This window comes from Acinetobacter sp. CY05, assembly GCF_059515805.1.
Map to the genome: position 1 here is coordinate 78,763 of NZ_JCAKMW010000014.1, position 13,477 is coordinate 92,239.

The 13,477-nt window shown below is 41.7% G+C and carries 17 protein-coding genes and 1 rRNA gene; 12 read left to right on the forward strand and 6 right to left on the reverse strand.

The window, feature by feature from the left end; genetic code table 11:
- The first annotated feature begins 111 nt into the window (after nt 1–111).
- Nucleotides 112–813 (forward strand): RadC family protein, encoded by a 702-nt coding sequence (radC, locus tag AC5YCD_RS10975; RefSeq protein WP_496130064.1) that lies wholly within the window; start codon nt 112–114, stop codon nt 811–813.
- Between the two features lie 73 nt (nt 814–886).
- Nucleotides 887–1,798 carry a bestrophin family protein gene (locus AC5YCD_RS10980; protein ID WP_122900325.1) on the forward strand — a complete coding sequence of 304 codons (912 nt, stop codon included), beginning with the start codon at nt 887–889 and terminating at the stop codon, nt 1,796–1,798.
- 100 nt (nt 1,799–1,898) lie between these two features.
- Here the strand turns inward: AC5YCD_RS10980 and AC5YCD_RS10985 are convergent, their stop codons facing one another.
- The gene (locus tag AC5YCD_RS10985; protein WP_496130065.1) at nt 1,899–2,756 is read right to left on the reverse strand and encodes a PHP domain-containing protein; all 858 of its coding nucleotides are present in this window, start codon (nt 2,754–2,756) and stop codon (nt 1,899–1,901) included.
- A gap of 46 nt (nt 2,757–2,802) precedes the next feature.
- Here AC5YCD_RS10985 and AC5YCD_RS10990 point away from each other — a divergent pair, with 46 nt between their 5' ends.
- Genes AC5YCD_RS10990 through mnmC form a run of 4 tightly spaced genes read left to right on the forward strand, consistent with a single transcriptional unit; the run spans nt 2,803 to nt 6,119 of the window.
- Entirely contained in the window at nt 2,803–3,417 is a 615-nt protein-coding gene (locus tag AC5YCD_RS10990) for a septation protein IspZ (protein ID WP_496130066.1), read from the forward strand.
- An 18-nt stretch (nt 3,418–3,435) separates the two neighbouring features.
- Nucleotides 3,436–3,738: a YciI family protein gene (locus AC5YCD_RS10995; protein ID WP_496130067.1), complete on the forward strand. Its 303-nt coding sequence runs from the start codon at nt 3,436–3,438 to the stop codon at nt 3,736–3,738.
- Nucleotides 3,739–3,744: 6 nt separating this feature from the next.
- Nucleotides 3,745–4,245, forward strand: a complete 501-nt coding sequence (locus tag AC5YCD_RS11000) for an SH3 domain-containing protein (protein WP_496130068.1) — start codon at nt 3,745–3,747, stop codon at nt 4,243–4,245.
- 32 nt (nt 4,246–4,277) lie between these two features.
- Nucleotides 4,278–6,119, forward strand: coding sequence for a bifunctional tRNA (5-methylaminomethyl-2-thiouridine)(34)-methyltransferase MnmC2/FAD-dependent 5-carboxymethylaminomethyl-2-thiouridine(34) oxidoreductase MnmC1 (gene mnmC, locus AC5YCD_RS11005; protein WP_496130069.1), 1,842 nt, complete (start codon nt 4,278–4,280; stop codon nt 6,117–6,119).
- A gap of 25 nt (nt 6,120–6,144) precedes the next feature.
- On the opposite strand, the gene AC5YCD_RS11010 is transcribed toward mnmC, so the two are convergent.
- On the reverse strand, nt 6,145–6,456 hold the full coding sequence (locus tag AC5YCD_RS11010) for a rhodanese-like domain-containing protein (protein ID WP_496130070.1): 312 nt from the start codon (nt 6,454–6,456) through the stop codon (nt 6,145–6,147).
- Nucleotides 6,457–6,547: 91 nt separating this feature from the next.
- Between AC5YCD_RS11010 and AC5YCD_RS11015 the strand changes: the two genes are divergently transcribed.
- Complete coding sequence (locus AC5YCD_RS11015) at nt 6,548–7,036, forward strand: YajQ family cyclic di-GMP-binding protein (RefSeq protein WP_122900337.1); 489 nt, start codon at nt 6,548–6,550, stop codon at nt 7,034–7,036.
- A gap of 33 nt (nt 7,037–7,069) precedes the next feature.
- On the opposite strand, the gene AC5YCD_RS11020 is transcribed toward AC5YCD_RS11015, so the two are convergent.
- The 3 genes from AC5YCD_RS11020 to AC5YCD_RS11030 are packed head-to-tail and all read right to left on the reverse strand — an operon-like array spanning nt 7,070 to nt 8,827.
- Nucleotides 7,070–7,513 carry an acyl-CoA thioesterase gene (locus tag AC5YCD_RS11020; RefSeq protein WP_496130071.1) on the reverse strand — a complete coding sequence of 148 codons (444 nt, stop codon included), beginning with the start codon at nt 7,511–7,513 and terminating at the stop codon, nt 7,070–7,072.
- A complete protein-coding gene (trxC, locus tag AC5YCD_RS11025) occupies nt 7,494–7,931 on the reverse strand; it encodes a thioredoxin TrxC (protein WP_496130072.1) in 438 nt (145 codons plus the stop codon). The genes AC5YCD_RS11020 and trxC overlap by 20 nt, the downstream gene beginning before the upstream one ends.
- On the reverse strand, nt 7,928–8,827 hold the full coding sequence (locus AC5YCD_RS11030) for an alpha/beta hydrolase (RefSeq protein WP_496130073.1): 900 nt from the start codon (nt 8,825–8,827) through the stop codon (nt 7,928–7,930). Before AC5YCD_RS11030 ends, trxC begins: the two co-directional genes overlap by 4 nt.
- Nucleotides 8,828–8,955: 128 nt before the next feature.
- Here AC5YCD_RS11030 and AC5YCD_RS11035 point away from each other — a divergent pair, with 128 nt between their 5' ends.
- The 5 genes from AC5YCD_RS11035 to AC5YCD_RS11055 all read left to right on the forward strand — a co-directional run bounded on the left by AC5YCD_RS11035 (nt 8,956) and on the right by AC5YCD_RS11055 (nt 13,168).
- On the forward strand, nt 8,956–9,291 hold the full coding sequence (locus tag AC5YCD_RS11035; RefSeq protein ID WP_496130074.1) for a protein tyrosine phosphatase family protein: 336 nt from the start codon (nt 8,956–8,958) through the stop codon (nt 9,289–9,291).
- Nucleotides 9,284–9,715 carry a protein tyrosine phosphatase family protein gene (locus AC5YCD_RS11040; protein WP_496130075.1) on the forward strand — a complete coding sequence of 144 codons (432 nt, stop codon included), beginning with the start codon at nt 9,284–9,286 and terminating at the stop codon, nt 9,713–9,715. Before AC5YCD_RS11035 ends, AC5YCD_RS11040 begins: the two co-directional genes overlap by 8 nt.
- Nucleotides 9,716–9,914: 199 nt before the next feature.
- Nucleotides 9,915–11,093, forward strand: a complete 1,179-nt coding sequence (locus tag AC5YCD_RS11045) for a hypothetical protein (protein WP_496130076.1) — start codon at nt 9,915–9,917, stop codon at nt 11,091–11,093.
- Nucleotides 11,094–11,177: 84 nt separating this feature from the next.
- Nucleotides 11,178–12,551 (forward strand): dihydrolipoyl dehydrogenase, encoded by a 1,374-nt coding sequence (locus AC5YCD_RS11050; protein WP_496130077.1) that lies wholly within the window; start codon nt 11,178–11,180, stop codon nt 12,549–12,551.
- A gap of 86 nt (nt 12,552–12,637) precedes the next feature.
- Nucleotides 12,638–13,168, forward strand: a complete 531-nt coding sequence (locus tag AC5YCD_RS11055; protein ID WP_496130078.1) for a lytic transglycosylase domain-containing protein — start codon at nt 12,638–12,640, stop codon at nt 13,166–13,168.
- 100 nt (nt 13,169–13,268) lie between these two features.
- Here the strand turns inward: AC5YCD_RS11055 and rrf are convergent.
- Nucleotides 13,269–13,383: ribosomal RNA gene (gene rrf / locus AC5YCD_RS11060) — 5S ribosomal RNA — on the reverse strand.
- Nucleotides 13,384–13,477: the final 94 nt, after the last annotated feature.

Here is a 13,477-nt window from a genome sequence, read left to right on the forward strand (position 1 = left end):
GCGCAGGCTACCTTTGTGTTGCAGTGGCGCTGACAATAGCATTAAATAATCTAACACCCAAGTGACCTACTCGTCACAACACATTATCTTAAATAAAAAAAGTATAATTTTATGAAAAATTCTATTAAAGATTGGCCCGAACAAGAACGGCCACGTGAGCGCTTAATTCTATATGGTGCAGCAAGCCTATCCGATGCAGAACTACTGGCGATCTTTTTACGCTCTGGCAGCAAAGGCCTATCGGCGGTGGAATTGGCACGCCAACTCTTACAGCATTTTGGTAATTTAACTCAAATTTTAGATGCAGAATTAAGTGAATTAGCTGATTTTCATGGCATTGGCAGCAGTAAATACACCCAGTTGATGGCAGTAAAAGAGTTAGGTAAACGCTATATTGGTCAGCAGTTGCAGCAACAAGCCTTATCTTTAAACAACTCTAGCCTGTTAATCGATTACTTACGTTTTGAACTGTTAGATGAAACCCGCGAAGTATTTGCAGTGCTGTGTCTAGATGCGGAATTACGGCATATTGCCTTTAAAAAACTATTCTTTGGCGGCCTTAATTCTTGTGAAATTTCTATTAATCAAATTTTAAGATTTGCCATTCAGCAGCACGCCACCCATTTGGTCATTGCCCATAATCATCCCTTTGCCAAAGCCCTACCCTCCAAAGCAGATTTACAACTGACCGAGCATATTCAAGCCGCTTGCGCTTTGGTTGAAATCGAGCTGATTGATCATTGTATTATCGCACGCGATAGCAGTTTTTCTTTTGCCGAACATCAATTGCTTTTGCCTAAAAATTCGCCTTAATCTTAGACTTAAATCTATTGACAAAAAATCGGGAAATCTTGAAGATCAATACAAATTCTGACGATTGTAAAACATGATTGTTCGCGACCAACCCACCACATTTAAGCTGTTATTTTCATGGCGCGGCACAATTTTACCCAAGGTATTACCACCTTTAGGCATTGTGATGCTGATTTCTGCCATTGTCGGTGGCTTATCTTATATCGATTTCTTTCATTTACCTGAATTACCTTTGGCAGGCTTTACCTTAATTGGGGTAGCACTGTCGATTTTCTTGGGCTTTAAAAACAGTGCTTGCTATGACCGTTGGTGGGAAGCGCGTAAGCTATGGGGCATTTTAATTGCCAATGCACGCCATTTTGACCGTGATTGTCGCATGTTGTCGCAAGGTCGACGTGAACGGGTGATTCGGCATGTGATTTTATTTGCCAATGTGCTGCGTGATCGTCTACGTCATCAAACCGCCAATCCACTGGCTTTGGTTGAAACCAGCGGCATGAGTCAGCAAGCCATTACCCAGCTCTATCAGCAGGTTAACGCACCGCAATACACCTTAAGCTTAATTCAATGGGAACTGATGCAAGCCCTTAAAGAAGGGGAAATTTCGGATATTATTTATAGCCAGATGAATCAACACGTGATGGAATTGAGTATTGTACAAACCGGTTGTGACCGGATTGCCACCACCCCTGTGCCCTTTGCCTATTCGGTACTGCTCAACCGTACTGTATATTTTTTCTGTTTTTTATTACCGTTTAGCTTAGGTTCAACGATTGGTTTAGCAACACCCCTTTTAGTGGGAATTTTGGCATATACCTTCTTAGGACTCGATGCCTTAAGTACTGAAATTGAAGAGCCTTTTGGCACCCAAAGTAACGACCTACCGCTTGATGCGATGGTGCGTACCATTGAGATTGAATTACTCGGCACCTTAGGCAAACCCACCCCGCCACCGATTCAAGCGCAAGATCATAATTTACTTTAAAAAATTACGCTTAACCTCGTATAAAGGCAATGACCTCTCCCTTTTTTAAAGCAGCTTGCGGTTCAGGCTTTTTCTTTCCCGCTTTTGCTTAAAGGGGGGGTTAAACAAAACTCTCCCAAATCCCAATTTGGCCTTCTTTAACCCGTGGAATATGACCTAAGCGAATCCAAGGCATATTGTCGCCATGAAAGTCACTGCCTACAGACACTTTAAGATTAAACTCTGCAATCATGCGATCGACCATCTGTCGGGTCGACACAGGTTCAATCGCAGGTGGAAGCTCCACGGCGTCACCGCCAAATTTGGCAAAAATCTCAATCAAATAACGAATATTAGTGGCTGATAAATCATAACGGGTTGGATGTGCCAACACTGCAAAACCACCTGCGGCATGAATGACTTGAATGGTTTCTTCTAAGCCTAAACCGTCAAATTTTACATAGGCTTTTTTGCCTTCTTTAATGTATTTATCAAAGGCTTGTTGCGCACGACTCACAATGCCCTTTTCGACTAAAGTTTTGGCAATATGCGTTCGCGTCACTCGATCAGGAATATTGTCTACCTTGGCCAGAACATCAGCATAAATATCTTGACCAATTAAAGGCTTAAGCAAATCACAGATCTGTTGAGCACGCTCAGCACGAATGCGTTTTTGTTGTTCGAGTAACTCGTATAAAGGCGCGGGGTTTTGCATATTTAAGGCCACCACATGCACGCCGTAGTTTTTTTTGGTGGCAGGACGTGACCATTGACTAGAAATTTCCACGCCAGAAATAATTTTTAAGGGTTGATTTAAACAGCTTGCCGCCTGTTCAGCCAAAGCAACGCCATCCATAGTGTCATGGTCGGTTAAAGCCAAGGTATGAATGCCTTTTGCTGCGGCTGCCTGCACTAATTCTAATGGCGACAAAGTTCCATCAGAAATATTGCTATGTGTATGTAAATCTACGCCGTCCATCACTTATACTATGTTCATTCATTTGCTCAGATTTAGATACTCTAACATGAAAGCACTTTTAGACTTTGTGCCACTCATTATTTTCTTTTATTTATATAAAACCGTCGAACCTAATGATACTCAGCATCCACTATTACAATTGATTGGTTCTGCAGGCGGTGTCGATAACAACAACATTTTAGTCGCAACCACAGGTCTAATGCTATCGATGTTGGTGGTTTACGGTGTGATGTTTGTGATGCAAAAATACCGCCTTGATAAACAACAATGGATTGTGTTGTTTATGACGGTGATTTTTGGTGGCGTGACCTTAATGCTCAGTGACGATTTTTACATTCGTTTAAAAGCGGTGTTACTCAATTTGGTGTTTGCCGGTGCGTTCTTACTTTCGCCTTATTTTATGAAAGATCGTCGTCCATTGATTCAACGTTTATTTGGCCCTGTGTTTGAATTAAGCGCACAAGGCTGGAAAAAACTTAACTATGCATGGGCAGGCATGTTTGCAGTGATGTCATTTTTACACTGTTTCTTCGCTTATTTATTTTTAGATGGTAAATATTGGGGCGAATTCACCGCATTTGGTGACATGATCGTGATGTTTTCCTTTATCATTGTTCAGTTTATTGTATTGCGTAAATACTTTAAATCTTCTGAACAATAATCGAATTCGAGAACAACCATGCCATTATTTGTCGTGACCTGTACCGATCAGGAAGGTACAGTCGAAAAACGTCTTGCTACGCGCCCTGAACATTTAGCCCGTTTACAACAATTAGATGATGAGGGTCGTTTAATTGTGGCAGGTGCTATGCCTAAAGATCCAAGCAATCCACAAGCGGGTTTTTACGGCAGTACCATTATTGTTGACTTTGATAGCCGCGAAGCACTTGATGCTTGGTTAGCTGAAGAGCCATTTTTACGTGAAGGGGTTTACTCAAATATTGAAGTAAAACCATTCAACAAAGCATTCCCGAAAGGATAAAGTCGCATGCGTGTCGTCGTTTCTAGTGTTTTGGCTATTTCTTGTCTGGTCTCATATGCATGGGCGGTAGAAGCACCACCCAGCGCACCTGCTGCACCAGTAACGCCGAGTTCAGGCGCGACGACTGCCTTGCCTGCTCCTGCAACCTTACCTGCCACACGTCCAAACACACCGCCTACAGGCGCTGCCAACAGCCCTATCAATAACAAAGGGCTGACCGCTGAACAACTGGCCAAAAATAAACTACAGCAAGAAGCTGCAATTAAATCTTTGGTCAAAGACCAAGAAACACGTTTACAGCAACTTGAAAAAGCCAACTTAGCTGCTTTGGCCCAAAACCAAGAGCTGCAATTAAAAAATGATAACCTCGGTGTGCAACTACAAGTGTTACAAACTGAACGTAGCGCGCAAATGTTTTTATATGGTGCCGTTACGGTGGTGGTTGGTGTTTTACTGGGTTTTTTACTGGCTGGTTACATTTACAATAAACGCCGCCGTCAGTGGTAATTGTTTTCTTCTCGCTTTAGGTATCTTTGCTTTTGTCTCATGCAATTGTTACAGCCGACCTAGATTGGCATATGGTCGATGGTATTGAAATTCCTGTTTCCAAACAATTTGGCGATGTCTATTTTTCTAAAGACAATGGCCTCTTGGAAACTCGGCATGTCTTTTTAAATGGTAATGACTTAACTGAACGTTTGGCCGAGCTTGAGCCGCATGCTTATTTTTGTGTAGGCGAAACAGGTTTTGGTACAGGCTTAAATATCTTGGCACTTTGGCAGCTTTGGCAGCAGGTGCGCCCAGATAACAGCAGTCACTTACATGTCATTTCAGTTGAAAAATTTCCCCTAAGCAAGCCCGATTTAATACGTGCTTTAAATGCTTGGCCGGAACTGCAACCTTTAGCTGAACAATTATTGGCACAATATCCACTCCCTATTGCCGGTTGTCATCGTTTAAATTTTCCTAACGAACGCTTTAGCTTAGATTTATGGCTCGGTGATGCACATGATGTGTTTCCAGTGATTCCCAAAACCCATCAGGTCAATGCTTGGTTTTTAGATGGTTTTGCTCCCTCCTGTAATCCAGATATGTGGGAAGAACACGTCTTAAATCATATCGTTCGCTTGTCGGGCCAAGGCAGCACTTTTTCCTCATTTAGTGTAGCCGGCGTGTTAAAACGCGGTTTAAAACAACATGGCATTGCCATTTCACGCCCGCGCGGTTTTAGACATAAACGCGAAATGCTCAAAGGCATTTGGGCGACTGATTTAGAATCAACAGAAAAAAAAACACCTAAGCAACGTCAGATTGCCATTGTTGGCGCAGGAATCGCGGGTTTAAGTACAGCATGGGCCTTTGCTAGCCGTGGTCATCAAGTCACGATTTTTGAGAAAACAGCGCCTTTAAGCGGTGCCTCTGGCAATCCTTTGGCCTTGCTCAATCCTAAACTGTGCCCGATTGAACAAGCTGAGCAACATTTAATGACCCTTGCTTGGCAACATGCCATGCAACACTATGCGCAGTTTGGCGCTTTTCGTGCGCTTGAAGTGAATCAAATTGCGCTTAAAAATGCTGAAGATTTATTGGCACTCGCTGAGCAATACCCAGCTGATATATTACAAGCTCAGCCTACTGATGTCTTCATTCCCTTACCAAGTTTAAAACTCAAACATGCTGCTGCCCTTAGTCCGCAACTGTTGCATGATGAAATTCTAGCGCATTCCCATATTGTGCTAAAGATTGCTGATGTGAGCCATATTCATCATAGCCCAAAGCCACAGCTGTATAGCCACACCACCTGCCTAGGTGAATTTGATCATGTGGTGGTATGTAGTGCCCTACAAAGCGGCCAATTGTTTGACCAATATCCTATGTTAAAAGCCATTCGTGGTCAGGTCAGTTGGCTCAACAATGCAGCGCAGCCTTTAAGCTTAGATCAAGCCTATAGTTATGGTGGCTATTGTATGCAGCTAAATCCACAGCAATTGATTTTAGGTGCATCGTTTTATCCACATCGAGACGATGCTGAGGTGCTGCTTGAAGACCATCGGCATAACTTCACCTTATTAGAAAGCGTGTTTCCTGATTATGCCAAGAGCTTAGCTCCCATTGAAACTTGGCAAGGTCGCGCTTCTGTACGTGCACAGAGTTTGGATTATTTCCCGGTGCTTGGCAAAGTGCAGCCTGAACACGAGGTCTATACCTTGGCCGGACTTGGCTCAAAAGGCTTCTTATTTGCACCGCTGTGTAGTGAGATTTTAGTGGCTGAGATTTTACAGCAGGCTTGTCCTGTGCCTGAACATTTACGCCAAAAACTGCAAGTGACTCGTTTTCAAAAAAAAGTAAAAGCCAAGAAACCTTATTTTAAACCTGCATAAAAAAAGCGCCTCACGGCGCTTTTTTTTAACCCTGTTCTAAGGTAAAGCCAGCATCACGTGCAGCACGGGTGCCACCCATTAGCACTACATATTCGCGTGAACTATCAAAACCATCTAATAATTCTGCAGCACGCGGCGCTTTACTGCCACCACCACATAGAATATAAATCGGTTGATCCGCTGCCACCTGAGCTAGGCTATCTGCTGATAAATTCACGATTGGCTGATTTATCGCACCTTGAATGTGACCCTCTGCATATGAGTGTGGTTCACGAACATCCCAGATTACTGCATTTTCTGGGAACTCAAATGTTGTAATTTCTTGTTTACGGATCATTGTGCACTCCTTTGATGTAAACAACACTTGGCAAATGAAGAAAACATCCCTAGCATCTCAGATATTCTTTCCATTTGTAAAGGTCTAAACTATGCCTTCTTTTGACATTGTATCTGAATTAGAGTTATTCGAAGTAAATCATGCGGTGCAAAACACGCAAAAAGAAATTGCAACGCGCTTCGACTTCCGTGGTCAGGACGTTTCGATTGAGCTTAACGAAAAATCGAAAGAAATCAAAATTTCAACTGAAAGTGATTTCCAGTGCGAACAAGTCTACACCATGTTAGAAAATCATTTCTATAAGCGTAAAGTCGACGTACAAGCGCTAGATCCACAAAAAGCAGCTGCTTCAGGTAAAAACTTTGTACAAGTGATTAAACTTAAAGATGGTTTAGATTCTGACACTGCCAAAAAAATTAACAAAGCGATTAAAGAAAGCGGCATCAAAGCGCAATCTTCAATCCAAGGTGATAAAATCCGTGTGACCGATAAAAAGCGTGACACCTTGCAGCAAGTCATGGCATTTTTAAAAGAACAACAATTTGGTCTACCATTACAGTTTAATAACTTTAAAGACTAAATAAAAAAAATCCCGCCATCTGCGGGATTTTTTTTATTCAGCGCTTTGGCTCTCTTGCCAAGCTTTCTTTGCATCTTCAGGAATTTGACGCTTATTGCCTTTGACATCTACCGCTACAAAGGTAAATACGCCTTCAGTCACGCAGCGTGCTGGACGCGAACTGTCATGGCTATCCCACACTTCAATCTGCATTTGAATTGAAGTATTACCGACCTTTAAAATTTTGGTATAGCAGGTAATCACATCACCTACCTTCACTGGCACCAAAAAAGTCATTTGATTAATAGAGATGGTTGCACAGCGTCCTTTAGAGAAACGCTCTGCATGAATTGCACCTGCCAAGTCCATTTGCGACACAATCCAACCACCAAAAACGTCACCACTCCAGTTGGTATCGGCTGGCATTGCAATAGTTTGAAGAGATAAAGTCCCTTCTGGCTTAAGTAGATCTGACACATTAGCTCCCGGTATTGGCATTGAGATGCTGATCTAGCCACTGTTGTAGCTCACTAGATCGAAGCGCACCACTTATTCTAGCAATTTCTGTGGTTTTATTCATCAATACCAGCGTAGGAATACTACGTACATTAAACGCGCTGCTTAAACATGGATTGGCTTCAGTGTCAATTTTAGCAAACACCACATGTGGATAAGACTTGGCTACATTGGCAAAATGCGGTGCCATCATCTTACAAGGCCCACACCATTCTGCCCACAGGTCAATTAAAATCGGTAAATCACTCCCTGTAATAAATTGACTAAAGTTTTGTTCATTAAGCTCAATTGGCTCAAGTGGCACTAAAGCCCCTTGGCATTGTCCACAGCTTGGGTTGGCTTGTAATTTATCTTCAGGAACACGGTTTTTAGCGCTACATTGTGGGCAGACAATAATCATGGTTTAACTCCAATATATTGGTTTAAAAAGGCAATTTGGGTTTGTATGGCTTTATCTAAATATTCATTGTGGTAAATATCAAAATGCTGCATTTGCCATTCGTGATACTGCACATGCGGTGCAATATCGGTCGCACAGGCACGGCTGGCTTCAATTGGCACTAAACTGTCATATTGTGCAGCAATAAATAATACAGGACAGCGGATTTGACTGACCAAGCTATTGGGACGATATCGAATGAGCTGCAATAAAGCACGTGCTGGAATCTCACCGCTCCAATAATAATCAGGCTGCACAATAGAGAGATAGCCCTCATAACTCGCTGCGCCTGTTAAAAAGCTGAATTTATCTGGATCCACCACGGGTAAACGTTTAGGTTCTAGCCCCACTTTAGCACCCATATAATCTTGGCTAGAGAGCTTTAAGGCTTTGGGTAATTGTTGCAGTGGATAGAGCTTGGCTGTTTCAGCGCCATCAACAAAAGGGACTTGCGCAATCACAGCACGAATCTGTGGCAATTCTGCAGCAAGATTTAACGCATAGCCCCCACTTAAGGCTGTGCCCCAAAGTACCATGCGACTGGCATCAATCGATTTACGCGCGGCCACATGTTCTATCATCACTCGCCAATCATGTAGTTGATGTTTGAGGGACACCATTTCACGTGGTCTGCCGGTACTCCCCCCCCAATAACGATAATCAAACAGCACCACAGCATAACCGGCCTCGGCAAAACGTTTGGCATATTGCACCAACTTAAATTGGCGTAATCCCGCTAAGCCATGTGCCATAATAATCACCGCAGGTGGCTCTTTGGTCTGGGGATGGTAAAAATCCGCTGCCAACACGTCTTTATCACTTTTTACATATAGCGGTTCAACGAGATAACGATACATAAACGCCCCATGCCCACGGCTTTCAGTTTGCTGTGATTGCTTGTAAAAATTGCAACAGATTAAGGTTCAGATTTCAGCATAATGCTATCATATCTAAAAATCTATGAATCTTATGATGGAGTAAAACGATGAGTGATCAAGTAGGCTTTGCCGGTCAAATTGGTGCAGAACATGTCAGCCAAGTGGTAGAAAAAGGTTTTAAATCAATCATCAATAATCGCCCAGATCTAGAAGGCGGCCCTGAGCAACCCACCAGCGCCCAAATTGAAGAAGCTGCACGCGCTGCGGGTTTAGATTATGTCTATCAGCCTGTGGTTGCGGGTCAAATTACCGAACTAGATGTGCGTGCTTTTGCTAATCATTTTAATGAATTGCCAAAGCCAGTATTGATGTTCTGCCGCACAGGTAATCGCTCAAATAATTTGTATCAACTTGCTAAACAGATGGACTTACTCGATGACTAAGCACTTTTTTGCAAGTGTCATAACAGCACTGTGTTTAAGTTTGACCAGTCCAAGCTTTGCACAAAACCAAGATACAGTTCTGAGTAAAACACTGACTTCAAACGTCAGTGTCACAGGGCAGATGAATACTGATAAATTTAAACAGTTAATGCAGCAAGGTTTTAAATCTGTCATCGTCAACCGTCCTGACCAAGAGCCTGGTAATCTGGTGACTGTGGATCAATTGCGCAGCATTGCTGAACAGGCCAAAGTCAGTGTGATTTACCAACCTGTCGTGAGCGGTAAAGTTTCTCAAACAGACGTGGTTGAGTTTGCTAAATATTATAATGAGCTTCCTAAACCTATCCTGATGGTGTGCCGTAGCGGTACACGCTCGAAAGCACTTTTCGATCAGGCTAAAGCACAAGGCTTATTACATGAATAAATTATGCTTGATTTTACTCTGCTGTCTTTCTCTAGCAGCATGTAGTTCAATGCAACTACGACCAACCGCCAGTGTAATGGTTGGCAGTAGTCTTTAATCGTATAATCTGCAGATAATATGGCGCTATATGCGCCATATTTTATCTGTGCTATCTTTAAGCATTATTACATTTCATATACATAATTATTTTGGGGCTTTTATGAAATTGGTTCAGGGTACGTTGGCAATCGCATTATCTACATTATTGGTTGCGTGTGGCGGTGGCGGTAGCAGTGGTTACTATGACAATAACAACAGTAGTAATAATGGCGGTGGCACAACTCAGCCCCCTGCAGTTGATCTAGTCGCAGCAAAAGCACAATTAGACGTTTTAAAGCGCGAAGGTCAGTATTTATTTGGTAATTATGATCCAAATGATGCCGATGCTCAAAAAGGCTATATCGACCATGCTTTGGATACATTCACACAAGGCCCACTACAACTTGCACTTGACGCGCGTAAAGCCTTTGAACAAAATCCAAATGCATTTTTAACCTTTGATAAATGTGTCGCTGAAGGAATCTATTCAAATACCAAATGTCATGTATTGATTGATGATGCACATATTAAATCAGTATTAAATAGCATAAATAAAGATAAATACACAGATTGGGACTTTGATGTTGTTGATCAAGATATTGCTGGCTTAAAAGTTGATAATGAGCAAGTAGATCGCTTCACTGGTAAAACAATCATTGTTATTTTTGATAATCAGAATGCTGATAAACGCTATAACGATATTTGGGTAAGCGGTGTATTTGCTTATCCATTTAAGCAGTCTTGGGGCTTAGAACAGGTTGATCAACTTCGTGTAGTTTCTATGTCAACTGACAATAGCGAGTACAATATTACCCTCACATATGATGACCAAACTGAAGAAACAAAGGGTGCTGTGAGCATTTATAAAGATCCAACATCCTCAGATGGCGAATTATATACTTTACAAAATAATTCAGGCTTTGAAGTCCTGATTAACGACAATCCAAATACACCTAATGTTGAACCAGTGACCTTTACTATTAACTCTGTACCAGGAGATGCAACAGCTTTCTCAACTTATCGAGTTAATAAAGATTTAATTCATAGTCTTGATCTTAAAAATGTGACAGCAATTAATGGTCAACGTATTGAGAATGAAACACCTAATACGAATGTACAAAGTTTAACAGGCAGTATGAAACTCTCAGGTCTAGATATTTTCACTTTTAAAAATAGTAAAACTGCAAAGACGTTAAATTTTGAGCATAGTTTTGATGAATTTACTTTTAAAGGGCAATCCATTAAGAATGGCACTAAAGTCACTACTACTTTAACGCAGCCAAGTGGCTTAAGCTATTAATGTAAGGATTTGCAATTAAACCCTCATTCATGAGGGTTTTTTTATATAGTAAAAATATCATTATACAAACGACCTCTTACAACAATGTACGACATTATTATTATTGGTGCAGGTACAGCAGGCATCTCAGCGTATAAACAAGCTGTTCGGCACACTCAAAATATTCTCATCATCAACGCTGGACCTTGGGATACTACCTGTGCACGGGTAGGATGTATGCCAAGTAAAGTACTGATTTCCTCAGCCAATCGTATGCATGAGATACAACATGCCAATCATTTGGGACTAACTGTAGAGTCAAAAATTGATACCTCACAGGTCATGCCACATGTACGTCAGCTACGCGATCATTTTACCCAAGCCACTTTAGATGATGTAAACACATGGCCTGAGCAGCATAAGATTTCAGGAACAGCACGCTTTATCAATGCCAATACTGTTGAAGTCAACGGTCAGCACTATCAAAGTAAAAGCTTTATTTTAGCGGTAGGTTCACGCCCAAACTACGAACCACACTGGAAGCAGGAATTAGGTGATCGCTTAATTACATCCGATGACATTTTCGAGTTAAAAGATTTACCACAATCTTTAGCCGTCATTGGCAGTGGTGTTATTGCAATTGAGTTGGCACAAGCCATGCAACGTCTAGGCGTACAAGTGACTATGTTTGCGCGTAGTCGTAAAGTGGGTTCACTCACTAGCCCAGCCCTACAACAACTGGCTCAACAGACATTAGGCCAAGAATTAGATATTCGCTTTGAAACTGTACCTAATGAAATATTAAAACGAAATGGCAAAGTCGAGCTCAGTTATCAAGAGCAAAATCAAACTAAGACACTTGTTGCAGATTATCTTTTAGTAGCTACAGGACGTAAAAGTCTATTAACAACCCTCAAACTAGAAAATATTCAGCCAGAATTTGCTGATATTAAACAATTGCCCGTTGATCCAAACACTAAGCAACTGGGCAACACCCCTATCTTTATTGTAGGTGATGCACATACCACCACCCCTATTCAGCATGAAGCCGCACATGAAGGCAAAATGGCAGTTCAAAACTGCTTGAATTATCCAAAAACCCATAACATTAAAAACTTAACCCCATTAGGAATTGTATTTAGCGAACCTCAAATGGCCAGTGCGGGTCAAAATTATAAGCAGCTGAAGCAACATAATATTGATTTCGTTACCGGCTTTGTCAGCTATCAAAAACAAGGCCGAGCTCGTGTAATAGCTAAGAATCAAGGTGGCGTAGAAATTTATATTGCCAAAAATGACCGTAAAATTTTAGGTGCAGAGCTGTTTGGGCCATCTGCAGAACATCTGGCCCATCTGTTAGCTTGGCTGATTGATCAAAAAGCCACGCTTGAAGATGCTTTAAATCAACCTTTTTATCATCCAACCTTAGAAGAAGGCTTAAGAACCGCCTTAAAGCATGCCAGAAGACAATTAAATTGAATTGCAAAAAGCCAACAACAGCTGACTTGACGCTAAGTCACATCAAATTTAGCATCACAACGCGTTTATGAGCATGAGTTAAAATATTGAAATTTTTAGCGTTAAAAGCTGTAACTTTATCGGGTGTTTTATTCACCCTAGTTGGCTGTAATAGTCTACATGGTTCTTTTCAGCAACGTTCACAGCAACTTGCACAAGGGATACAAACTGCCTATCAAGTTCCGAGTCAAACTGCGCAAGTTGTTGCACCGCTAATTTTACACAATGCTGAGCAATATGATCTGCCGCCGCTCACCTTAGCAGCACTGATTCAACAAGAGTCGAGTTACCGTAACCATGTTACGTCTCCTGCAGGTGCTGTGGGCTTAACTCAAGTGATGCCACGTTACTGGCAACAAACATGCCCAGGCGATTTATATGAACCCAGTATTAATGTGGCCTGTGGCAGTTTAATTTTAGCCAAATACCAACAATCAAGTGGTAGTTTAAAAAAAGCTTTGGCCTATTATAACGTAGGCCCAAGTGGTTATGAAAATAGCTGGAAAATGAAACGTCAGGGCAAAAAATACGCAAAACAAGTGAAACAAAAGCAAAAAGTATTAAAGTCTGCACTATAAAAAAAGCCCAATCGGGCTTTTTTCACATTTATAAATGCTAATTTTTTTATAGGCGAAAAAAAATCCCCCGATCAACGATCGGGGGATTTTTAGAATAATGAGCTGGCGATGACTTACTCTCACATGGGTAACCCCACACTACCATCAGCGCTAAGAGGTTTCACTTCTGAGTTCGGGAAGGGATCAGGTGGTTCACTCTTGCTATTGTCGCCAGCACAACTTGGATGCTTACTCATCAGGTCTTACAAATGCCTAACTTTCGTCAAATGAGTTATTAACAGGATATATCTGAGTCGTCTATTTTGTTCG